Annotated in this window: 17 protein-coding genes; 6 read left to right on the forward strand and 11 right to left on the reverse strand. The window is 60.5% G+C overall.

Annotated elements, in window-relative coordinates; all coding sequences use genetic code 11:
- Positions 1-622 precede the first annotated feature (622 nt).
- A complete protein-coding gene (gbcB, locus tag QRN33_RS18495) occupies positions 623-1,723 on the reverse strand; it encodes a glycine betaine monooxygenase reductase subunit (protein WP_064365314.1) in 1,101 nt (366 codons plus the stop codon).
- Between the two features lie 297 nt (positions 1,724-2,020).
- On the opposite strand from gbcB, the gene gbca reads away from it, so the two are divergent.
- Positions 2,021-3,316, forward strand: coding sequence for a glycine betaine monooxygenase oxygenase subunit (gene gbca, locus QRN33_RS18500; protein ID WP_039757637.1), 1,296 nt, complete (start codon positions 2,021-2,023; stop codon positions 3,314-3,316).
- A 101-nt stretch (positions 3,317-3,417) separates the two neighbouring features.
- Here the strand turns inward: gbca and QRN33_RS18505 are convergent, their stop codons facing one another.
- The 9 genes from QRN33_RS18505 to QRN33_RS18545 all read right to left on the reverse strand — a co-directional run bounded on the left by QRN33_RS18505 (position 3,418) and on the right by QRN33_RS18545 (position 19,194).
- Positions 3,418-4,662 (reverse strand): metallophosphoesterase family protein, encoded by a 1,245-nt coding sequence (locus QRN33_RS18505; RefSeq protein ID WP_285409501.1) that lies wholly within the window; start codon positions 4,660-4,662, stop codon positions 3,418-3,420.
- A 25-nt stretch (positions 4,663-4,687) separates the two neighbouring features.
- The gene (locus tag QRN33_RS18510; RefSeq protein WP_285409502.1) at positions 4,688-6,556 is read right to left on the reverse strand and encodes a c-type cytochrome; all 1,869 of its coding nucleotides are present in this window, start codon (positions 6,554-6,556) and stop codon (positions 4,688-4,690) included.
- A gap of 198 nt (positions 6,557-6,754) precedes the next feature.
- Positions 6,755-10,207 (reverse strand): GMC oxidoreductase, encoded by a 3,453-nt coding sequence (locus tag QRN33_RS18515; RefSeq protein ID WP_285409503.1) that lies wholly within the window; start codon positions 10,205-10,207, stop codon positions 6,755-6,757.
- Positions 10,208-11,345: 1,138 nt separating this feature from the next.
- Positions 11,346-12,116 carry an electron transfer flavoprotein subunit beta gene (gene etfB, locus QRN33_RS18520; protein ID WP_285409504.1) on the reverse strand — a complete coding sequence of 257 codons (771 nt, stop codon included), beginning with the start codon at positions 12,114-12,116 and terminating at the stop codon, positions 11,346-11,348.
- A gap of 11 nt (positions 12,117-12,127) precedes the next feature.
- Positions 12,128-13,348 (reverse strand): electron transfer flavoprotein subunit alpha, encoded by a 1,221-nt coding sequence (gene etfA / locus QRN33_RS18525; RefSeq protein ID WP_285409505.1) that lies wholly within the window; start codon positions 13,346-13,348, stop codon positions 12,128-12,130.
- Entirely contained in the window at positions 13,348-15,297 is a 1,950-nt protein-coding gene (gene dgcB, locus QRN33_RS18530) for a dimethylglycine demethylation protein DgcB (RefSeq protein WP_285409506.1), read from the reverse strand. The genes etfA and dgcB overlap by 1 nt, the downstream gene beginning before the upstream one ends.
- A gap of 209 nt (positions 15,298-15,506) precedes the next feature.
- Entirely contained in the window at positions 15,507-17,567 is a 2,061-nt protein-coding gene (dgcA, locus tag QRN33_RS18535) for a dimethylglycine demethylation protein DgcA (protein ID WP_123417854.1), read from the reverse strand.
- A gap of 15 nt (positions 17,568-17,582) precedes the next feature.
- Positions 17,583-18,113 (reverse strand): 4-vinyl reductase, encoded by a 531-nt coding sequence (locus QRN33_RS18540; protein ID WP_039757633.1) that lies wholly within the window; start codon positions 18,111-18,113, stop codon positions 17,583-17,585.
- A gap of 103 nt (positions 18,114-18,216) precedes the next feature.
- Positions 18,217-19,194: a dipeptidase gene (locus QRN33_RS18545; RefSeq protein ID WP_285409507.1), complete on the reverse strand. Its 978-nt coding sequence runs from the start codon at positions 19,192-19,194 to the stop codon at positions 18,217-18,219.
- Between the two features lie 231 nt (positions 19,195-19,425).
- Here QRN33_RS18545 and QRN33_RS18550 point away from each other — a divergent pair, with 231 nt between their 5' ends.
- The 4 genes from QRN33_RS18550 to QRN33_RS18565 all read left to right on the forward strand — a co-directional run bounded on the left by QRN33_RS18550 (position 19,426) and on the right by QRN33_RS18565 (position 21,026).
- Positions 19,426-19,827: a lysozyme inhibitor LprI family protein gene (locus QRN33_RS18550; protein WP_042606632.1), complete on the forward strand. Its 402-nt coding sequence runs from the start codon at positions 19,426-19,428 to the stop codon at positions 19,825-19,827.
- A 192-nt stretch (positions 19,828-20,019) separates the two neighbouring features.
- Positions 20,020-20,274 (forward strand): type II toxin-antitoxin system RelE family toxin, encoded by a 255-nt coding sequence (locus QRN33_RS18555; RefSeq protein WP_042606631.1) that lies wholly within the window; start codon positions 20,020-20,022, stop codon positions 20,272-20,274.
- The gene (locus tag QRN33_RS18560; RefSeq protein ID WP_042606630.1) at positions 20,258-20,581 is read left to right on the forward strand and encodes a helix-turn-helix domain-containing protein; all 324 of its coding nucleotides are present in this window, start codon (positions 20,258-20,260) and stop codon (positions 20,579-20,581) included. Before QRN33_RS18555 ends, QRN33_RS18560 begins: the two co-directional genes overlap by 17 nt.
- 28 nt (positions 20,582-20,609) lie before the next feature.
- Positions 20,610-21,026: a DUF3010 family protein gene (locus QRN33_RS18565; RefSeq protein ID WP_042606629.1), complete on the forward strand. Its 417-nt coding sequence runs from the start codon at positions 20,610-20,612 to the stop codon at positions 21,024-21,026.
- Between the two features lie 121 nt (positions 21,027-21,147).
- On the opposite strand, the gene QRN33_RS18570 is transcribed toward QRN33_RS18565, so the two are convergent.
- Entirely contained in the window at positions 21,148-22,092 is a 945-nt protein-coding gene (locus QRN33_RS18570; RefSeq protein WP_285409508.1) for a GlxA family transcriptional regulator, read from the reverse strand.
- Between the two features lie 190 nt (positions 22,093-22,282).
- Between QRN33_RS18570 and QRN33_RS18575 the strand changes: the two genes are divergently transcribed.
- On the forward strand, positions 22,283-23,227 hold the full coding sequence (locus tag QRN33_RS18575; protein WP_285409509.1) for a choline ABC transporter substrate-binding protein: 945 nt from the start codon (positions 22,283-22,285) through the stop codon (positions 23,225-23,227).
- Positions 23,228-23,301: the final 74 nt, after the last annotated feature.

Here is a 23,301-nt window from a genome sequence, read left to right on the forward strand (position 1 = left end):
AACCGGCGGATTGATCGCAAAAGCGATGCCCCTCACCCTAGCCCTCTCCCGAGGGAGAGGGGACTGATTGGGGGATGCTCAAGGATTACGCCGACCTGAACGTGAAGTGTTGAATCCATAATCGACTCGGTGTCTCAGGTCGATGCAAAGCGACAGACACCTCGGTCAGCTCCCTCTCCTTGGAGAGAGGGGACTGATTGGGGGATGCTCAAGGATTATGCCGACCTGAACGTGAAGTGTTGAATCCATAATCGACTCGGTGTCTCAGGCCGATGCAAAGCGACAGACACCTCGGTCAGCTCCCTCTCTTTGGAGAGAGGGGACTGATTGGGGGATGCTCAAGGATTATGCCGACCTGAACGTGAAGTGTTGAATCCATAATCGACTCGGTGTCTCAGGTCGATGCAAAGCGACAGACACCTCGGTCAGCTCCCCATCCTTGGAGAGAGGTGACTGATTGGGGGATGCTCTAGGATTATGCCGACCTGAACGTGAAGTGTTGAATCCATAATCGACTCGGTGTCTCAGGTCGATGCAAAGCGACAGACACCTCGGTCAGCTCCCTCTCCTTGGGGAGAGGGCTGGGGTGAGGGGCGAGCCGGACGCAGCCCCTTCGCCTCACTCAGAACTCGATCCGCACGTCGCCTTTGGGCACGCTGCAGCACGACAGGATGAACCCCTCGGCCTCATCCTCCTCGGTAATCCCGCCGTTGTGCTCCATCTCCACTTCGCCGCCCAGCTTCATCACTTTGCACGTGCCGCAAATGCCCATGCCGCAGGCTTTCGGGATCATCAGACCGAGCTTGGCGGCTGCTGCGTGCACGGTTTCGCCCGGGCCGACGCGGATGCTTTTGCCGGACGCGATGAATTCGACCTGATGCAGATCCGCCGCGTCGACTTGCGGTGCATCGGCGGCTTGTTCGGCTTGCTCCACTGCGTCGGCACGCGCTTCCGGTGGCGTGGCGCCGAAGGATTCTTCGTGGTAGCGCGACATGTCGTAGCCAGCCGCTTCCAGCAGGCGTTTGACTGCGGTCATGTACGGCGTCGGGCCGCAGCAGAACACTTCGCGCTCGAGGAAGTCCGGAACCATCAGTTCGAGCATCTTGTGATTCAGATAACCGCGATAACCGGCCCAGGGCTCACCGAGGCCATGCTTTTCACAGATCAGGTGCAGGCTGAAGTTGTCGATCCGCGACGCCATGTGCTCGAGTTCGCGGTGATAAATGATGTCTTTCGGCGAGCGTGCGCTGTGCACGAAGGTCATGTCGACGTTGGCGTTGGTGTCGTAGAACCAGCGCGCCATCGACATGCACGGGGTGATACCGACGCCGCCGCTCAGATACAGGACTTTCGGACTCGGGAAGTCGATGGCGTTGAACAGCCCGACCGGGCCGTGCACTGCCAGCTCCTGACCTTCATGCAGGGTGTCGTGCAACCAGTTCGAGACCTTGCCGCCCGGCACGCGCTTGATCGTCACCGAAAAGCTGTACGGCACCGACGGCGAGCTGGAAATCGTGTACGAGCGCATGATCGGCTGGCCTTCGATTTCGAGCTCGAGGGTGACGAACTGCCCCGGTTTGAAGAAGAACAGGATCGGCTGGTCGGCCATGAAGCAGAACGTGCGCACATCCCAGGTTTCCTGGATGACTTTGACGCAACGGACAATGTGTCGGCCATTGGCCCAGGTCTGGGTGGTGACCGGATTCAGGAAGCTGTTGGACATGCTGTTCTCCACGGCCGACTGTCGGCCTCATGTCGGCGATTCTGCGTATAGCGCAGAGCGCGCGTTTACCTATCCGCGACATTGACATACTTATCGCGACCAGCCCTTGAACACCGGGGCTTGCGCGTCGGGAACAGATTGCACCATGTCGCGCATGGATAAGGTTCCGCCCAGCGCCGGCCCCACACTCGCCCCAACACAAGACGACTTCTTTACACCTTGCGTAGCAACCGTTTTTGCAGCACACCTGATCAGCCACTTTCGCCGGCCACGCAGAGGGCCATGAGGATTACATCGATGGACGTCACCGCAAAAATCAGCCTGGGCGATCCGCTGGAACCCGCACGCAAGGCCACCGCGCAAATGCTCCAGGAGCGCGAGCGCACCTTTTCCCTGCCGCAACCGTTCTACAGCGACGAGCGGCTGTTCGATATCGACATGCAGGAGATCTTCCAGAAGGAATGGTTGATCGCCGGCATGACCTGCGAGATCCCGGCCAAAGGCAATTACCTGACCCTGCAGATCGGCAAGAACCCGATCATTGTCATTCGTGGCGCCGAGGGTGTGGTGCATGCGTTCCACAACGTCTGCCGCCACCGTGGCTCGCGCCTGTGCACCAGTGAAAAAGGCAAGGTCGCCAAGCTGGTCTGCCACTACCACCAGTGGACCTACGAGCTGGACGGTCGCCTGCTGTTCGCCGGCACCGAGATGGGCGCCGACTTCGACATGAAGCAGTACGGCCTGAAGCCGGTGAACGTGAAAACCGCTGGCGGCTACATCTTCATCAGCCTGGCGGAAAACCCGCCGGCCATCGATGACTTCCTGTCGACGCTCAACCATTACATGGAACCGTACGACATGGAGAACACCAAGGTGGCGATCACCACCACCTTGATGGAGAAGGCCAACTGGAAACTGGTGCTGGAAAACAACCGCGAGTGCTACCACTGCAACGCGTCGCACCCGGAACTGTTGAAAACCCTGCTGGAATGGGACGACGTCACCGACCCGCGCGCCGATCAGGCGTTCAAGGACCACGTTGCCGCGTCCGCCGCTGCCTGGGAAGCGGAAAAGATCCCTTACGCCCACGCCAGTTTCGGCCTGCGCAACCGCATCGTGCGCATGCCGCTGCTCAAGGGCACCGTGTCGATGACCCTCGACGGCAAACAGGGCTGCGCGAAGTTGATGGGCCGGATCAAGAACCCGGATCTGGGCTCGATGCGCATCCTGCACCTGCCGCACTCGTGGAACCACTGCATGGGCGATCACATCATCGTCTTCACCGTGTGGCCGATCAGCGCCCAGGAAACCATGGTCACCACCAAATGGCTGGTGCACAAGGATGCGGTGGAAGGTGTCGATTACGACGTCGAGCGCATGCGCCAGGTGTGGGACGCGACCAACGATCAGGACCGGCGTCTGGCTGAGGAAAACCAGCGCGGGATCAACTCCACCGCTTACCAGCCGGGGCCTTACTCCAAGACTTATGAGTTTGGCGTGGTCAACTTCGTCGACTGGTACAGCGAGCGGATGCTGAACAACCTCGGCGCTGAGCCTGCACCGTACCTCAAAGGCGTCCCGGTCCAGGGCTGATCAAGATCAAAAGATCGCAGCCTTCGGCAGCTCCTACAGGTGGAATGCATTCCAACTGTAGGAGTGAGCCTGCTCGCGATGGCGCCCTGACATTCACCCAATTATTTGGATGACCACCTCACACTGCCATCCTCCCCAATAAACTCCTCGAAAATCTCCTCCCCCACCAACCTGATTTTCGCGTACCCATTCAACACCCGCAGCGGATACGCCGGGTCGTTGGCGTCCTGAGTCTCCGACCACAACACCCGCGAATGCCCGTTCAGCTCACTGGAATTGCCATAGGGAATCGCCCCGTGCCCGGCACAGCGCGCATGCAGACCGCCCAGCTGCGCATAGACGATGCCGTTGTGCAGATGCCCCCAATACCAATAATCCGGCTCGCGCCCCAGCGCATCGCACACCGGTTGATACAGCGCCGTCTTGTGGTGCCCGGAAATATCGAAGCCCTGATGATGACTGAGCACCATGAGTTTTTTGCGTTTCGGCAGGCCTTTCATCCACTGGATCTGCGGCTCGTTCAAGGTGCCGTCCATGTACAGATTCATCGCATCAGACGCATAGGCAGAATCCAGCCCGACCACCAGCCAGTCATCATTGATCAGGGCAAAATAACTGGTGCCCTGTTGCCCGGGAAATTGCCTGGCCAGTTCCTTGAAGTAGCCATGGGCGCCGCTGTACATCTCGTGGTTGGAGTTGAGGGTGAACGAGCCGTGTGAGCCCATCGGCCAACCCGCCATGTCGACGTCTTCCTGGGAATGACTGCCGGCGTAATACACATCGCCCAAATGAATGGTGAAATCGGCCTGGGCCAGTTGCATCTGGTTGGCCACCGACACCGCCGGCGCATGGCTGTCGAACGGTCCGGTGCCCCAGTCGCCGGCAATCGCCAGGGTCACGTCGCGATCCATCTGCACCACCGCCGGGTCAGTGCCGAACGTTGCGTGATGGCGCAGGTTTTCGATCCACTTCAGCAGCGCCTCGCTCCACAGCAGATCGAGCAGTTCCCACTTGCGACACCCGAGCAGGCTGCCGTCCTTGAGCACCCGGGTCGCCAGTTGATCGGTGGACTGCGGCAACGGCGTGGCATTGCCGATGCGCAGGATCGACAGACCATGGGCCAACTCCCACGGCACCGCCGGTTCGTCAGTCGGCAATTCGCCGTTTTTCAGCACGTAATGCGCCTGATCGTGGCCGCGCTGCAACAGCTTGATGATTGCCTGAAATTCCTGCGGCTCCAGCTCGCTGATGAGCTTCATCCAGGCCATTTCCATGCGCGTGAACAAGCCGTGAATACGCAATTTGACCTTGTCATATTCGTGTTCCAGATGACTGACCAGTGACATGGCGTAATCCTCTCTCCGTAGGGGTTCACAGGGTTTTCATGAATTCGATCAATGCGCGTTTGTCGTCGTCCGACAAGGTCGTGCCGTACAGGTGACCGCTGTTGTGGTTGCCCTCCAGGCGCGTGTCGTATTTGAAGTCCGCCGAGGCTTTGGCCTGGGCGCCGCTGGTGACGAAACCGACGTTGACCGGGTCGTAGATGTCCGAACCGGTGATGAACACCTGCGGACGTTTTTCCGGCGGTTGCAGCAAGTCCCACAACGTCGGTACCGAACCGTTGTGCAGGTAGGGCGCACGCAACCAGATGCCGTCGGTGGGCGTGTTGCTGTAGCTCTGGGTCTTGCGATACGCGCCGAAATCGAACGGCGGCTTCTTGAAGGTGTGGAATGCCGTCACCAGACCGGTGGTGAACGAGTCGAGCCGGTGCGGATCGGTGCCGAGCTGGTCGATATCGGTGGTGACCTGGCCGGTATCGGCACGACCAAAATCATGACAAGCCGCGCAGTTGGCCTCCCAGATCGGCTTGCCCTGGGCAACCCTGGCCTGATCCAGCGCCCACGGCCACGCCGGTGCCTTGTGCCCGAGCAGCCAGTTGGTCACGCGGTTGAAGCTGGGCGGCAGCACCGATTCCGGCGTCGCACCCACGGCCATCGCCGCGGCGTAATTGCGTTCGTGGATCTTGTTGTTATTGCCGTCCCAGTGCAGGTACATCGATTCCCTGGGTTTCTGGTTCCACACTTGTGGCAGGTCGACGGTGCCGATGGTCGAGTCATCCGGGAAGCCGAACACCACCATTTTCGTCGGATTGAAGGTGTCGGTGCGGCCTGGGCCCTGTTGCGGACGCAGCTTCTGCCAGGCGTAGGCCTGCTTCTGCTTGAGCAAGGCGCTTTTGGCCATCGGCATGATCAAGTAGCGGTTGTAGAGTTGCTCGAAGAAACCCAGCTGGAATTTTCCGTTGATCGCCGCCATCACCGCGTCGGTGGTGAATTTCGGATCACTGGCGCAATCGTAGGCAAACCACTGGAAGGCTTGCAGTTGCAGAGTGTTGGCCGGCGCGCTCGGCACGTTGACGGCGACGTCGCTGGCATTGGCGCGGTAGGAACCGGTGTGGCACAGCGCACAGTTCGGCTCGACGGTCGGGTAGCCGATCTGCCGCTTGGCCATGCCGATCGGCAGATCCTTGCCGTTTTCGAACAGGAAGCCGAACACCTCCCAGCCACCGGGTCTGGGCATTTTCTCCGGGCACATCTGCGGCAGCACGGCGAACAGGTAATAGGGGATGCGCGCTTCGATGCCCAGACCAATAGCGGCATATTTGTAGTGGTCTTCGTCCGACGCGTATTGCTGCTCAGGCACGACGCGGAGCATCTGATACCAGGTTTCATAACCAATGAAGCCCAGCACCGCGACCACGATCAGCGTGCCGACCTTGAAGGCGTGACTCTGCCATCGCCGCCGCCACGCCGCGCGCCATTCGCGACAGCCATCGCACAGCAGCGCCCATGGTCGGTTCGCCGGCGTGGTGCCGAGGTAGAGCAAAATGCCGAGGATCAGAAAGAAACTCAGATCGCCCATCAACATCGGCACGAACAGCGAGCCCTGGGTGCTGGTGTTGATCAGGTAAATCCAGAAGATCACGGCGATCAACCGCGTCAGCACGCACAGCCAGGAATGCACCACGTAGCGGGGCGCGTTGAAGCCCGACGGCATGTAGAACACGCTGATGCCGACCAGCAGCATCCCGGCGTTTTCCAGCCACGGGTCAGAGAGTTGCGGCGGCAGTCCGACCACCGATGTCAGCAAGCCCGGCGCGAACAGCGCGGGGATGGCGAACACCATGTTCATCGCAATGCCGATCCAGATGAAGCGTTGAAACCAGCGGATGTAGCTGTCCATGTCATCCATTTCCTTGTGCAGACCCTAGAAAGAAATACACAGCCTGATCGGCCACTGTGGCGAGGGAGCTTGCTCCCGCTGGGCTGCGAAGCGGCCCCAAAACCTGAGAGCGCGGTTTTCCTGAAACACCGCATCTGCCGGGTTTACGACTGCTGCGCAGCCGAGCGGGAGCAAGCTCCCTCGCCACGAGCGACTTCATCAGCCGAGGGCCGTTTTCTCCAGGTGCTCAAGGATGATCGGGTAGACATCGACCACCGCGTTCTTGCCGAACATGCAGTCGATATGGCCGTAGCCCGGCACCACCTGCCGGCTGTAGCGCTCCGGCCCGTTGACTTCGCACACTCGCTGGTAGGTCTTGAGCGTACTTTCCGGCAGATAACACTGGTTGTCGGCGCCGCTGATAAAGCAGATCGGCATGGTCAGCCGATCGAAGTGCGGCATGTACACATCGTTGCCTTTGAAATCCACCAGATGTCCTTTGCGCACGATCAGCGCCAGATGTTCGAAGGTCTCGATGTTCGATTCGCCGAACAATTCGTGCAGGTTGTCGTGCAGGGTTTCGTTGAGGGTGTCGTGGCGATACAACGACGCGTACATGAAGGTGATGCGGTGACACACCGGGTTGGTGCAGTAACCCTGCGCCTCGATCCGCGCGTAGCCGTTGAGGGCCTTGTCGTAGAGTTTGTTGAACCAGTTTTCCTTGCTGTCGGCGTAAGCGGTCATCGACTTGATACCGATCGCATCGAGCATCCCCGGCAGGTGCAATCCGGCTTTCAAACCCGTCGCGGTGGCGACCACGGTGTCTGCGGCAATTTGTGAGCAGACCACCGAACGCACCCCCTGCAAACCGGCGAGCAGCGACATGAAGAAGGTCGTTGCGCCGTAGCAATGCACCACGCATTGCACATCACGGGCGTGGGTTTGCTGCTGTATCTGCGCGATGGCCGCCTTGAAGTCGTATCGGGCGATCTGATCGCCGTTCCACTCCTTCTTGCTCGCCGGCAGCAAAATGCTCACGCGAAAATCCAGCAACCACACGTCGTAATCGTGCTTGCACAGGTATTCCAGCAGATTGGTCTGGATGGTATCGGTGGAAAAGATATTCGACCCCACACCCAAGCCATGCACCAGCATCACCGGTCCCTTGCTCCCGGCCTGGTACCGAGTCAGACGCAGTTCGACGCCATCCTCGGTGGGGAAGAAATGCACTGCCGGGACGGGGGCATCCAATGGTCGTTTCAGCCGTGGCGGCGCGTCGGGGTTGAAGTAGATATCGCCGGCAAACACCCCGCCGTAACTTTCCCAGAGAATCCCGGCGAAGAACTTGCCGAACCGTGCCAGGCCTTCGATGCGCTCGCGCTCATTGCGTGCATTGAGCACTTTCATGGTGGTCATCTGCTTGGCGAAATCGGTCGGGTGAATGTGCATCACTCCCGAGCCGATCACTTCGCCCGACTTGTCCGGCCCGCGATACAGCGTCACGTACAGGGTGCTGGTGTCGTGCCAGATATTCAGCACGCCGTTATCTTCCGGTACGGTTTTGAAGGCGCTGAAGAAATAGTCGTTGCCGTCCTCGGCGGTCAGTTTCATGTCGTACTTCATGTGACGCGTATCGACCTGTTGCTCGAATTGCTCGAACAGGTTGAACACGCCGTTGCTGGCGGTCAGCGGTTGCGGTGACAGTGCCGGGGCATTCACCGTGCCGACGATGGTCGCCGCGTGTTCCGGCTCCCTGATCATCCGGTTCATGTCGCTGGCGGTGATCGTCAGGGTGAAGTCGATCGGCGAGTTGTCCGCCTCTCCGCGCTTGGCCGCTGCTTCATAAACTTTCAGGTCGGTGCTCTGCGCCGCCGTGAAGGCCCGGGAGAAATAGCCCTTCATGGTTTCCGTAAACTGCACGCCGAGGGTGGGCGGCGCCACCGGTTTGCGCGGCGCAGAAGGCAATGTGTAGTCGATCTGCCAGCCACGGTCGGCGGCGAGCAGGCCCATGTTGCGCTCACTCACCGCAGAGATGGTCAGCAGCGGATTGACCGCCAGCGAGGTCGGAATCACCGCGCCATCGGTGACGTAGAGATTGGCGTAAACATCAGTGCCGCTGGCACCGCTGAACACCTGGCCCTTGTGATTGACCACGCCTTGCGCCGCGTCTTCACCCATCACGCAACCGCCCAGCGGGTGTACCGAAACGATGCTGTGCTTGAGCAGTTTGGTCCAGATCGGGTTCTCCACCCAGACCCCGCCCAATGCCTTGGTGCTCTGGTGCAAACGCTCGTTGCCGAGTTTGAAATTCTCCTGCTCGCCAACACCTGGCCAATCGATGCGCAACTGATCCTTGCTGTCGAGGACCATCCGCCCCTGCCCGCTGTCATGGCTCATGATCAGGTAGGTCTGCATGTTGTGCAGTGCGCCGTAATAAGGGCCGCGCAGGAAGCTTTCGGCTTCACGTTCCTTGTACTTCAACTTGCCACTGAAGCTCTCGTCAGTGGCCACGCCGATCATCTCGGCAAACCCGGCCATCGCCGGCACCATCGGCCGCCCGAGGGCGCCAGGAATCGAGCCTTCCTCGATGACCATGCGGCTGCGCCAGTCGCCTTCGGTGCGCATGTCGATGACCGAGGTGATGCACGGGCCGACCGGATGCAGTTCCTTGGCCGGGTGCGCACCGAAACCGATGCCGTTGATGGTCTGCTCACAGTTGTGGCCGAAGCCGAGGATGTCGCCGTTGCCGCTCATGTTCTCGCCGAGTTGGCCGGACATCACCACGCCTTTGTCCCGGGAACGCAGGAGGATTTCGGTTGAACCGAGCGTGCCGGCAGAGACCACAACGATGTCGGCCTTCACGAACAGGGTCGGTGCACTGAACATCTCGCGACCACTGTCCAGGTACTGGAAATGCACGATCCAGCCGTCGCCATCACGCTCCAGATGCCGCACTTCGGCCTGACAGAAAATCTCCGCGCCGTGATTCCAGGCGTCCGGCAGATAGTTCATCAGCGTGGTGTTCTTGGCTTTGTTGTTACAGCCCGAAACGCAGTCGCCGCACTGGTTGCACGGCAGTTGCTCGACGCCGACATGGTTGAGGTTGTTCGGCAGCTTGTCGAAAGTCACGTTGATCGGCGGCTTGTAGAAATGCGCGCCCTGCTGGAGGTAGTCGGCGGACTTCCTGTTGGCGTCGAGTTTCGGCAGGTTCGGTGCAGTGCTTGGGTAAGGGTTGGGCTTGAGCATCTCCCGGGCGCGGGCGTAACCGTCCTTGAGCAACGTATCACGGTGTTCCCGCACCGCTTGCGGCCAGCGCGGATCGTCGAATACGCCGGGCTCCGGCTCAAGGGCAACATTGGCATTGATCAGCGACGTGCCGCCGAGGCCGCAACCGACCACGACGTTTTGCTGGGCGTTCACGTGCAAATCGAACAACCCGGTACGCGAACCGATATGCCCGTCCGGGTCATGCACCTGCAGTTCCTCGGTGGCGGCGATCATGGTGTTGGGGTATTCGCCGGGCTGGATTTCCCGACCGCGTTCGAGCAGGCACACACGCTTGCCGGCACGGGACAGGCGCGAGGCAGCAATACCGCCGCCGTAGCCTGAACCAATGACAATCACATCGTAGTGTTCCTTGATCTCGCTGAGAGGCGTTGCGATCCGTGTCATGAAGTGATTCCTCTAATCAGGCAGATGGGGCAACTCTGCGGTTGCCTGCAATCAATGGGCGAACGGGTACCTGGCCACCGGAGAAATTCCGGCGACAGCACAGCGGTCTGGCGGGTCTGGCGGATGTGGCGCGCTACAGGCGAGCGTGCTGATTGGCAGCGCGTCGGAGCGTGCGCTTGCGTGGCGAGGGCGGGGGGCGGTGCGGCTGGCTATCCATCATGCGTTCTCCCAGAACCTGATGTGGATAAATGACGGCTGTCCTTGTGCCATTGCAGTGAAGACAGCACAGGAATCGAAGTCAAGGCAACTTCTTAGAACTGTATGAAATGTAATCAATTGCCATTTGGACTAAGCCGGCCGGGGCTTGCAAGGCTTGGCGAACAAGTTATCCACATAGCCACCCACAGCAAATGGGGGTAACTGTGGATGAGCCAAAAATTATCGTGCTGATTTACAAAGAAAAATCGTGACTTATTCAGAATCATGGTTTCTGGAAACGATTGATCGTTTTTTGATCATGCCGCTGTAAACCTCGGCTATCAAGGCCTGTAGCGGGTAGCGAACACGTTATCCACAGATGCACCAACAGAGAACGGGGGTAACTTCAGTCTACCTGTGGAAAAACAGAGGTGACTGGGGAAAAGCCTTTGGCAGGCGAAGCCTTAGCGGTCTGAAAGCCTCACTTGATCAATAATTGATCATATCTCTGTAAGCCCCGTTACACATGGCCTACAGCGGATAGCGAACATCTTATCCACAGAAGCGCCAACAGAGATTGGGGGCAACTTGCTGAGTTATCCTGGCGAAAAAGCCCTGAAAATCCGTGACTTAGACTGGTTGTTTTTTGATCGCAGGGCTGCAGGGCTTGATCGGCGTGGGGTGTGGGGATGGGCGAACACGTTATCCACAGATCGACCAACAGGGAATGTGGGTAAAACGCTACCCTCACCCCAGCCCTCTCCCGAGGGAGAGGGAGCCGACCCAGGTGTATCGGAAAAACGCAGCGACCTGCGACCTATGCGGTGACCTTAGTTAGATCAAACCTGAGTTCGCGGAGATCTTTCAGGTCGATGTAACGCTTGAGCACGCCACCGTAGGTCCCCTCTCCCTCCGGGAGAGGGCTAGGGTGAGGGGCTTTTCAGCGGACGACGCCCTCTTCAATCAGCAGCTTGAGGATCGCTTCGGCGCCGGCCTGGGCAGTCACACCCTTGAGCACCTGCCCACCGCCACCACTGGCTTTGGCCGTCGCCGCTTTCATCCGGTCGGCGCCGCTTTTGGCCTTGATCACCTTCAAACGCTTGGGCCGTGGCTTGGCCGACTGCAACGTGGCGACGGCCATCAACGCGTCCTCCACCACTTCAACTTCATCTGCTGCCAATTCGCCCCGCCGTGCCGGGCCATATGCACTCTGCCGAGGCTTCGGCGCGGCGTTATCCACAGTGGCCAGAAACGGCAATTTGACCTTCAGGCGCCGCCGCTGCCCACGCGGCAAGGCTTGCAGGACCAGCGCCGAACCGTCATTGATCGACTCGACCTGCGCCAGGCCGACCACCAGTGGCCAGCCCAGACCTTCCGCCAGCAGGAACGGCAACATCCCCGAGCCTTCACCGGTTTCCGCCTGACTGCCGGTCAGCACCACTTGCGCCCCGGCATCGCGCAGGTACGCGGTCAGCGCCGGCAAAGCGTCGGCGCCAACCGGTTGTTCCAGCACATGCAGCTGTTCCAGCCCCATGCCCAGATAGGCACGCAGTGCCGGTTCGGCGATGTCGCCGGCGTGCAGCACTTGCAGGTTATCCCCAGCCAGTTGCAGACCCAGTTCCACTGCGCGGGCATCCTGATCGGCGCGGCGCGGGCGGCCCGAAGTGGGGTGGGCGCCGATGGAGACGAGGCTGATCACGTTGGTGCTCATAACTGTTTTCCTTATGCCGCGTCGCGTCGGCCGTCGTTGCGGTAGGCCTCTACCGCCTCGATCAGGGCCTGCAGAATCTCTGCGCTTTCGCCAATCACCGAGAGGTCGGCGCGTTTGATCATGTCGCAACCCGGATCAAGATTGATCGCCACAACCTTGTCGCAGGCACCGATGCCTTGCAGGTGCTGGATCGCCCCGGAGATACCCACCGCGACGTAGACTCGCGCGGTGACCCAGGTGCCGGAGGCGCCGACCTGGCGATCGCGGGCCATGAAGCCATCGTCCACCGCCACCCGCGAAGCGCCTTCGGTAGCGCCGAGGGCTGCCGCCGTTTCATGAAACAGCGCCCAGTCCTTCACGCCATTGCCGCCGGAGAAAATGAACTCGGCCTCGGCCATCGGGATCGCCGCCGGATCCACCGCCACCGCGCCGAGATCTTCGATTCGCGACAGGCTGCGCGCGACACCTGTGGATAACTCCACCGGCAACGCTTCGTGACGGGTTTCGCTGACCGGTTCTGCGCATTCGGCGGCGGCGAGAATCAACCGCGCCACCGGGCGCGCCAGGTCCTGCAACCCGGCACCGGCGCGGCCGATGCACTCCTGATCCTTGACCTGCCAGACCCGTGTAGCCGGGCGCTCGCCCAAGGCTGCGGCAAAGCGCCGACCGAGTTCACCGCCACCGCTGCGGCTGTCCGGCAGCAACCAGTGACGCGGATTGAACTGGTTATCCACAGCGCGCAAACCCTGCACTCGTTGTTCCGGTGCATAACCGCTGAAATGCTCGCCTTCGAGCACCAGCAGGCGATCGACGCCAGCGGTTTCGAACGTGCTTTCCTTGTGCTCACCGAAGACCACAGCGAGCACCGCGCCGTCGGTGCCGGCCAACTGATGAGCGAGGCCGAGCAGATCGCGATCGTGGCTGCTCAGGCGGCCGCCGACCATATCCGGCACCACGCTGATATAGAACGCCGGAGCCGATACCTGATGCAGCGGCAATTGCACTTCCACCGTGGCCGAGCGTTTGACCGCCCCACCCTGTTGCGCGCCGCTGCGGTCGATCCGCTTGAAGCCGTTGGGGCCGATAAAACCCATGCCGTGGGGATTCTTGCGGATGACGCCATTGGGCCCCATCCAGCTGTGTTGCGCCGGTTGCATCGCCGCGTGCAGCGGATGCAGACGGTTACGCGCGATCCATTCGGCGCGCGGGTCGCGGCGGATAATGTCGCTCATCAATGCACCTCCGCAGGTTCACGTTTGGCCGGCGTGGCAGGCTTGCCTGGCGCGGCGTCTTCGAGCAGCGCGTCGGCCACCAGTTCGGCGATGTCCTTGATCAGCGGACGCGGTTCGACCACGCCTTCGAGCATCGCCGTGCACTGTGGACAACCCACCGCCACCAGCTCGGCGCCGGTTTCGCGGATGTCTTCCATGCGCATGTCGGGGATGCGCTGTTTGCCCGGAATGTCGGTGATCGGCGCGCCACCACCGCCGCCGCAGCAGCGCGAGCGGAAACCGGACCGTTGCATCTCTTTGACTTCGATGCCGAGCGCACGCAGCACTTCACGCGGTGCTTCGTACTCGCCGTTGTAGCGGCCCAGGTAGCACGGATCGTGATAGGTCACGCTGTTGCCTTTGTGCTGCCCGAGGTTGAGCGCGCCGGCCTGAATGATCTCGGCCATGTAGGTGCTGTGGTGCTGCACCAGGTAGTTGCCATCGAAAGCGCCGTACTCGTTTTTCAGCACATGGAAACTGTGCGGATCGCAGGTGACGATGCGGTTGAAGCTGTATTTGGCCAACGTCTGGATGTTGCGCTTGGCCAGCAACTGGAATGTCGCTTCGTCGCCCAGACGCCGCGCCACATCACCGCTGTCGCGCTCTTCGAGGCCGAGCACGGCGAAGTCGATTTTTGCCGCTTTCAACACTTTGACGAAGGCGCGCAAGGTGCGCTGGTTGCGCATATCGAAGGCGCCGTCGCCGACCCAGAACAGCACGTCGGTGGATTTCTTTTCGCTGAGCAGATTGAGGTTCAGATCCGCCGCCCAGTTCATCCGCCCGCCCGGGGCGAAACCGCCGGGGTTGTCGGTGGCGATCAGGTTTTCGAGGACTTCGGCGCCCTTGTTCGGCGTCGCGCCTTTTTCCAGGGTCAGGTGACGGCGCATGTCGACGATCGCGTCGACGTGCTCGATCATCATCGGGCATTCCTCGACGCAGGCACGGCAGGTGGTGCACGACCAGAGGGTTTCGGCGTCGACCAGACCGTTGACGATCGGTTGATGCGGATTGCCGCCATGCTCGCCAATCGGTTTGCCTGGATACGGGCTGCCGGCGAATTTGGCGTCGGTGCCGCCAGCGAGGCCGACGACCATGTCCTGAATCAGTTTTTTCGGATTCAGCGGCTGGCCGGCAGCGAAAGCCGGACAGGCCGCTTCGCACTTGCCGCACTGCACGCAGGCGTCGAAACCGAGCAACTGGTTCCAGGTGAAATCCTTGGGTTTTTCCACGCCCAGCGGCGCATCGGGATTGTTCAGGTCCAGCGGTTTCAAACCGGTCGAGCGACCGCCGCCAAAGCGTTCCGGACGGCGATGCCAGGCCAGGTGCAACGCACCGGCAAAGGCGTGTTTCATCGGCCCGCCCCAGGTCATGCCGAAGAACAGTTCCGTCACGCCCCACAACACGCCAACGCCGAGAATGGCTGCAAGCACCCAACCACCGAAGTTCGCCGGCAGGATCCCGGCCACTGGCAGGGTCACCAGGAAAAACGACGCCGAGAACGCCAGCAGGCTTTTCGGCAGGCGCATCCACGGGCCTTTCGACAGCCGCGCCGGCGGGTTGCGCCGACGCAGATAAACGAAGATCGCGCCGGCGAACATCACCGTCGTCATCAGCAGCAAGGCGTAGCCGAGGATACGGTTATGCAGGCCGAAGCCGTGAACCAGAATGGCCAGCACAATCGACGCCACCGCACCGCCCGCCGTGGCGACGTGGGTGTTGGCGATGTATTTGTCCCGCGCCACGACGTGGTGCAGGTCGACCATGTAGCGCTTGGGCATGGCCAGCAGACCGCCAAGCAGATCGACCTTCGCCGCCCGCCCCCGGCGCCACATGTTCATCCGCCGCAACGCGCCGAGGACAGCGAGGCCCAGAGCAGCGAACAACAAAATTGGAAGAAGGGTGTTCAACATGGTGAAGCTCCCAAAGACCTCGGGGTCATTTGTGCGCTGGCAAGAGCAACGCACCTACCTGTGGCGAGGGAGCTTGCTCCCGCTGGAGTGCGAAGCGCTCCCACTACCGTCGCCGGTATATGCCTGATACACCGTGACTACAGATTTAGGGCCGCTTCGCAGCCCAGCGGGAGCAAGCTCCCTCGCCACAGGTGATCGTGGTGATGCCGTCAGAAATCCTTGCACAGTCGCAGGGCGTCATAGATCGCGGCGTGGGTATTGCGCTGCGCCACGCAGTCGCCGATGCGGAACAGCAAGTAGCCGTCACCCGCCTCGCTCAGCGAAGGCTGCGGCTGGATCGCGAACAGCGCTTCGACGTCGATCTGGCCCTTGTTGCGCGAGCCCTCTTTGAGCGCGTAGTAGATTTCCTCATCCGGACGCACGCCGTTTTCGACGACCACCTGATCGACCACCCGCTCCTCTTTCGCGCCGGTGTATTCGTTCTCCAGTACCGCGATCAGCTTGTCGCCTTCGCGGTAGACCTTCTCGAGCATCATGTCGCCGGTCATGATCACTTCTTTCGGGTACATGCTGCGGTAGTAGGTCGGGAACGACGTACCGCCGATGGCCACGCCCGGCTTGATGTCGTCGGTGACGATCTCGACCTGGCTGCCCTTGTCGGCGAGGAAGTCGGCGACCGACATCCCGGTGAACTCGCAAATGGTGTCGTAGACCAACACGTTCTTGCCCGGCGCGACTTTGCCGTCGAGCACGTCCCAGCTGCTCACCACCAGCCCTTCGGCCGCGCCCCAGTGTTCGTTCTGCTCGAGATACGGATGACCACCGACCGCCAGCACCACGACATCCGGACGCAGGTCCATGATCGTATCGGCGTCAGCCGCCGTGCCCAGGCGCAGATCGACTTTCAACCGCGCCAGCTCCAATTGGAACCAGCGGGTGATGCCGGCAATCTGATCGCGCTGCGGCGCTTTCGATGCAGTAGTGATCTGCCCACCGATGAATTCTTTCTTCTCGAACAAGGTCACGTCGTGGCCACGTTCGGCCGCCACACGCGCAGCTTCCATCCCGGCAGGGCCGGCACCGACCACTACGACTTTGCGTTTCGGCCCAGTGGATTTCTCGATGATGTGCGGCACGCCCATGTATTCACGGGACGTCGCGGCGTTCTGGATGCACAACACATCGAGACCTTGATATTGGCGGTCGATGCAATAGTTGGCGCCGACGCACTGTTTGATCTGGTCGATCTGGCCCATCTTGATCTTGGCGATCAGGTGCGGGTCAGCGATGTGCGCGCGGGTCATGCCGACCATGTCGACGTAACCGCCCTCGAGAATCCGCGTAGCCTGGTTCGGGTCCTTGATGTTCTGTGCGTGCAGCACCGGCACCTTGACCACTTCCTTGATTCCGGCGGCCAGATGCAGGAACGGCTCCGGTGGATAACTCATGTTCGGAATCACGTTGGCCAGGGTGTTGTGCGTATCGCAACCCGAGCCGACCACGCCGATGAAATCGAGCATGCCGGTGTCGTCGTAATACTTGGCGATCTGCTTCATGTCCTCGTGGGACAAGCCGTCCGGGTGGAACTCGTCACCGCACAGGCGCATGCCGACGCAGAAGTCGTCACCGACCTCGGCACGCACGGCTTTGAGCACTTCCAGACCGAACTTCATCCGCCCTTCGAAGCTGCCGCCCCACTCGTCGGTGCGCTTGTTGACGCGCGGGCTCCAGAACTGGTCGATCATGTGCTGGTGCACGGCCGACAGCTCGACGCCGTCGAGGCCACCGGCCTTGGCCCGGCGCGCAGCCTGGGCATAGTTGCCGATCACCCGCCAGATCTCTTCCGGCTCGATGGTCTTGCAGGTTGCGCGGTGCACCGGTTCACGGATGCCCGACGGCGACATCAGCGTCGGCCAGTTGAAACCGTCCCAGCGCGAGCGGCGGCCCATGTGGGTAATCTGAATCATGATCTTGGCGCCATGCTTGTGCATGGCGTCGGCCAGATTCTGGAAGTGCGGAATGATCCGGTCGGTAGACAGATTGACCGAGCTCCACCATTCCTGCGGGCTGTCGATCGCCACGACGGACGAACCGCCGCAGATGGCCAGGCCGATGCCGCCCTTGGCCTTCTCTTCGTAATACTTGACGTAGCGGTCGGTGGTCATGCCACCGTCCGTCGCGTAGACCTCGGCGTGCGCGGTGCTGAGCACGCGGTTGCGGATGGTCAGTTTGCCGATCTGGATCGGCTGGAACATTGCTTCGAAAGCCATGGCACGGTCCTCGGCTTACAACGGCTTGACGATGAACAAGCCGTCATCGTGGCCCTCTTCGGAGCCTCCGTAGACTTGCTCGGCCACAGTACGGATCTTGCTGCCACGGGCTTCGAGAATCTGGTCCATGGCACCGGCAAACCAGCCGGTGAACATGTAATCGACCTTGCGCCCGACCTTGCCGTAGACATAGACGAATGCCGAGTGCTCGAGCTTGACGCTGGCGGTGCCCTTGTCGAGGTCGATGTCCTGAATCTTGAACAGGCCCCAGCCGCGTTGCGACAGGCGCTTCATGTAGTGCTCGAACACCGCGACGCCTTCCAGGCCGTGGCATTCGGCTTCCTTTTCACACCAGTGCCAGGCGGATTTGTAGCCTGCCTTGTAGAGGATTTCCGCATAGGCTTCGGCGCCCAGCACTTCCTCGATGCCCATGTGGTTGTTGACGAAGAAATGCCGCGGCACATAGAGCATGGGCAGGGCGTCGGAGGTCCAGACACCGGTCTCGCTGTCGACTTCGATAGGCAATTGCGGGGCGATCTTGGCCATGGAAACTTAACTCCAGAAAAATTATGGTTCAGTAGTGGCCGCGGCCCTCACCCCAGCCCTCTCCCGCAGGAGAGGGGGCAGTTCGGCGGCGGTCGTGAAAGCGTTATTCGCCCCAGACGTCTTTGAGGACGTTCACCCAGTTCTCACCCATGATCTTGCGCACCACACGTTCGGAATGACCGCGCTTGAGCAGGGTTTCGGTGAGGTTGGGGAATTCGCCGACGGTACGGATGCCCAGCGGGTTGATGATCTTGCCGAAGCTGGTCAGGCGGCGGGCGTAGCCCTTGTCGTGGGTCAGGTATTCGAAGAAGTCCTGGCCGTGACCCTGAGTGAAATCGGTGCCGATGCCGATGGCGTCTTCGCCAACGATGTTCATGGTGTATTCGATGGCTTCGGCGTAATCGTCGATGGTCGAATCGATGCCCTTGGCGAGGAACGGCGCGAACATGGTCACGCCGACAAAACCGCCGTGGTCGGCGATGAACTTCAGCTCTTCATCGGACTTGTTGCGCGGGTGCTCTTTGAGACCCGACGGCAGACAGTGGGAATAGCAGACCGGTTTTTTCGATTCGAGGATGACCTCTTCGGAAGTCTTGGAACCGACGTGGGACAGGTCGCACATGACGCCAACGCGGTTCATTTCGGCGACGATCTCGCGACCGAAACCCGACAGGCCGCCGTCGCGTTCGTAGCAACCGGTGCCGACCAGATTCTGGGTGTTGTAGCACATCTGCACGATACCCACGCCGAGCTGCTTGAACACCTCGACATAGCCGATCTGGTCTTCGAAAGCGTGGGCATTCTGGAAGCCGAAGAGGATGCCGGTCTTGCCCTGTTCCTTGGCGCGACGGATGTCGGTGGTGGTGCGCACCGGCATCACCAGGTCGCTGTTTTCACGGATCAGTTTCTGGCTGGCAGCGATGTTGTTCACGGTCGCCTGAAAGCCTTCCCACACCGACACAGTGCAGTTGGCTGCCGTCAGACCGCCCTTGCGCATGTCTTCGAACAGCTCGCGGTTCCATTTGGCAATGATCAGACCGTCGATAACGATGCTGTCGGCGTGTAATTCGGCTGGGCTCATCAGGCGTCCCCTTATTGGCGATTCGTGCGCCGAATCGTCTGCCGGCGCTTTGGGGCCAGCATATGCCTCGGTGCCGGGGCGACCGGGTGCAAAAACGACAGGGGAATTGCCGAAAGCGTCAATCCGCGACAAAGGGTCGTCAGCCGCCCTCCTCGGCCGGCTGTTCAAGCCCGCGCGCTTGCGCCAGAATCTGCCGCAGCCTGCACCTACCCACGGATTAGAGCGACCCCAATGAAATCGATCTTCCTCGCCCTGGCACTGATTGCGACCGGCGCCCACGCCGCCGAAGAATCCGAGAACAACCCGTGCGACGCGGTGGAAAACGACATCCAGACCCTGGAATGCTCCGCCTACAGCCGCACCACCGCCGAAGACCTGCTCAAAGACAACTACGCCAGCCTCAACGAACGCATGCAGACCGCGTACGGCAAGAACCCGACGCAACTGGCCGACATCACCGCCAAACTGAAAACCGCCCAGCAGCAATGGCTGAAAACCCGCGATGCCGATTGCGCGGTGGAAGCCTTCCCGGCGACGGCGGGGAGCAAAGCGTTCACCATTGCGCAGAATGATTGTGTGGCGCGGATGAGTGACGAGCGGTCGGAGTTTTTGGAGTCGATTGGGCAGGAGTGATCGAAATTTTAGAAGGCTACCGCGGCCTCATCAACGGAACTTCTTGCTGAACCATTGCTATCGGGCCGACACGCTTCGCTTTGATAGCGAAGAATGACGCGCCCACGCAACATGCCGACACGCCTTGTTTATTGGTCACTGGAAAAATATAAGCAAAGATTAGCGAATCTTATAAAAGACTTATATTCTTCTATGAACAGCATCCACTGGACTCGCAAAGCTGTTAAGCAGCTTTTGAAATTGCATTCCGTGCACCAAGGGAAGGTTCGCGACGCCGTCACGGCGCTTGCCGACATGCCCGATGTTGGCAACGTAAAAGCATTGGTTGGTCATGACTACGCTTACCGGCTGCGTGTCGGCAATTATCGAATCATGTTCGACTGGGATGGCGCAATCAAAGTGGTCAGTATTCAAGAGGTCAAAAAACGTGATGAACGCACCTACTGACGTTCAAATAATCAATGACGCTGAGGGTAACCCTGCATTCGTGGTTATCCCCTACGCTCAATATGTCGCGCAGAAAATACAGCCCGATCTGATTCCCCATGAGGTGGTCAGCCGTATCGTTGACGGCGCAACACCGATCCGCGCATGGCGCGAACATCTCAACCTGACTCAGGAAGAAGTGGCGAAGCGCATGGGCATCTCGCAACCGGCGTTTGCCCAGCAGGAGACAGTCGCCAAGCCGCGCAAGGCCACCCGCGAGAAAATTGCCGCCGCGTTCGGCATCACCGCCAGTCAGCTTGAGCTATAGGCTGCCCTTTTTACCCAAAGGAATTCCCATGAACATCTGCGGCATTGAAATCAAAGGCAGCGAAGCGATCATCGCCGTGGCTGCGCTCGACGGTTCGACGTTGAGCCACATCCCTCTCGCCACGAAAAAGATCGCTCTCGATGATGATGACGAGGCGGCGAACGTGCGGCGGTTCGCGGCGCAGGTGGCGTCGTTCGTGCGGGAGAACTCGGTGGACCGGATTGCGATCAAGAAGCGCAGCAAGAAGGGTGAGTTTGCCGGTGGGCCGACGACGTTCAAGATTGAGGGGGTGTTTCAGTTGCTCGATGGTTGTGAGGTGACGCTGTTGTCGCCGCAGACGATCAATGCACAGGCCAAGAAGCACAATTTCGAGCTGCCGGGGACGTTGAACAAGTATCAGCATGAGGCTTACAAGGCGGCGTGCTCGGCGTTGGTGAAGAAATAATGTCGATCGAATTGTAGGAGTGAGCCTGCTCGCGATAGCGGTGGGTCAGTCCCACACATGTGAGCCGATAGACCGCTATCGCGAGCAGGCTCACTCCTACAGGGGTTTTGTGTGCATTCACTCAGGCCTGCGCGGTACGCCGATCCTCGCGCGGGCAACGGGCAAATCTGGCGCGATAGCTGCGGGTGAAGTACGACGGTGATTCAAACCCGCAGGCAATGCTGACCTCAAGCACGCTCATGCCGGTCTGACGCAACAGCTGCCGGGCTTTTTCCAACCTCAACCGCAGATAGAAATTGCTCGGCGTGTCGTTCAGGTGCAGGCGAAACAAGCGCTCCAGCTGCCGTCGCGTCACCTTGATCGACTCCGCCAGTTGCAGCGTGCTCAGCGGCGGTTCGCTGTGCTGCTCCATTTCGCCGATCACCTGCACCAGTTTCTTGTTGCTGATGCCGTAGCGTGTGGCGACTTCCATGCGCTGATGGTCTTTGCGCGGGCGGATGCGCCCGAGCACAAACTGCTCGCTGACCTGAATCGCCAGTTGCGGGCCATGGGCCTGGGCGATCAGATCGAGCATCAGATCAATCGACGCCGTGCCGCCCGCCGAAGTGATCCGCCGCCGGTCGATCTCGAACAGTTCCTGAGTGACGCTGAGCTGTGGATAAGACTCCTTGAACGCATCGATCGCCTCCCAGTGCAGGGTCAGGCGATGGCCATCAAGCAGACCCGCTTCGGCGAGAACGAAGCTACCGGTGTCGATCGCGCCGAGGGTCACGCCGTCCTTGTCCATCCTGCGCAACCAGTGCTCCAGCGTCGGCGTGATGGATTTCAGTGGTTCGAATCCGGCCACCACCAGTAACGTCGCGCCTTTTTTCAGCGGTTCCAGAGCCGCATCGGCGTTGACCGACATGCCGTTGCTTGCCAGTACCGCGCCGCCATCGGCGCTGAGCACATGCCAGCGGTACAGCTCGCCACGAAAGCGGTTGGCCACCCGCAGCGGTTCGATCGCGGAGATAAAGCCGATGGCGGAGAACCCCGGCATCAGCAAAAAGTAGAAATCCTGGGACATGGGCGCACTCGGTTGGCGGACGCGTGGCTCGTTGATACGCCGAATGTCGGCGGCGTTCAAGCGTGCAGGTCGCTACAGTGCAAATGCCAGTCGCCGCAGTGCGCTTTCACGGGCGTATAGCTGCGTAACTTGGCATCACCGGCGCGCAGATGCCGGGAACCACAATAATCGAACTGCCGAGGAACCCGACATGAAACGACTGATCAGCAGCTGCGTTCTTGCACTCAGCGGTACCGCTTTCTTCAGCACCGGCGTGATGGCGGCCGAACCGGCCTCCTGCAAGAACGTACGCATGGGTGTGGTCAACTGGACTGACGTGATCGCCACCAGTGCCATGACCCAGGTCCTGCTCGACGGCCTCGGCTACAACACCAAACAGACCAGCGCCTCCCAGCAGATCATCTTCGCCGGGATCCGTGATCAGCGCCTGGACCTGTTCCTCGGCTATTGGAACCCGTTGATGACGCAGACCATCACACCGTTCGTCGAGGCCAACCAGGTGAAAGTGCTCGAGGCACCGAGCCTGAAAGATGCCCGCGCCACCCTCGCCGTGCCGACGTACCTGGCCGACAAGGGGCTGAAAACCTTCGCCGACATCGCCAAATTCGAGAAGGAATTGGGTGGCAAGATCTACGGCATCGAGCCAGGCTCGGGCGCCAACACGCAGATCAAAGCGATGATCGCCAAGAACCAGTTTGGTCTGGGCAAATTCCAGCTCGTCGAATCGAGCGAGGCCGGCATGCTCGCCGCCGTCGATCGCGCCGTGCGCCGCAAGGAAGCCGTGGTGTTCTTCGGCTGGGCGCCGCACCCGATGAACGTCAACATTCAGATGACCTATCTGACCGGCAGCGAAGATGCCCTTGGCCCGGACGAAGGCATGGCTACGGTGTGGACAGTCACTTCACCGAAATACGCCGAGCAGTGCCCGAACATCGGCCGCCTGCTGACCAACCTGACCTTCACCGCCGAAGCCGAGAGCCGAATGATGCAGCCGCTGCTCGATCACAAGGATGCCTTCGAGTCGGCCAAGCAATGGCTCAAGGATCACCCCGAAGACAAGCAGCGCTGGCTCGAAGGTGTGACGACTTTCGATGGCAAACCGGCCGCTGAAAATCTGCAACTGACCAGCAAATAACCTTGCGCTCAAAAGCCCCCTCACCCTGGCCCTCTCCCAAGGGATAGGGAATTTAACGACGCTTCGCAGCCCCG

The organism is Pseudomonas sp. FR229a, from assembly GCF_030209115.1.
Taxonomy (GTDB): Bacteria; Pseudomonadota; Gammaproteobacteria; order Pseudomonadales; family Pseudomonadaceae; genus Aquipseudomonas; species Aquipseudomonas moraviensis_A.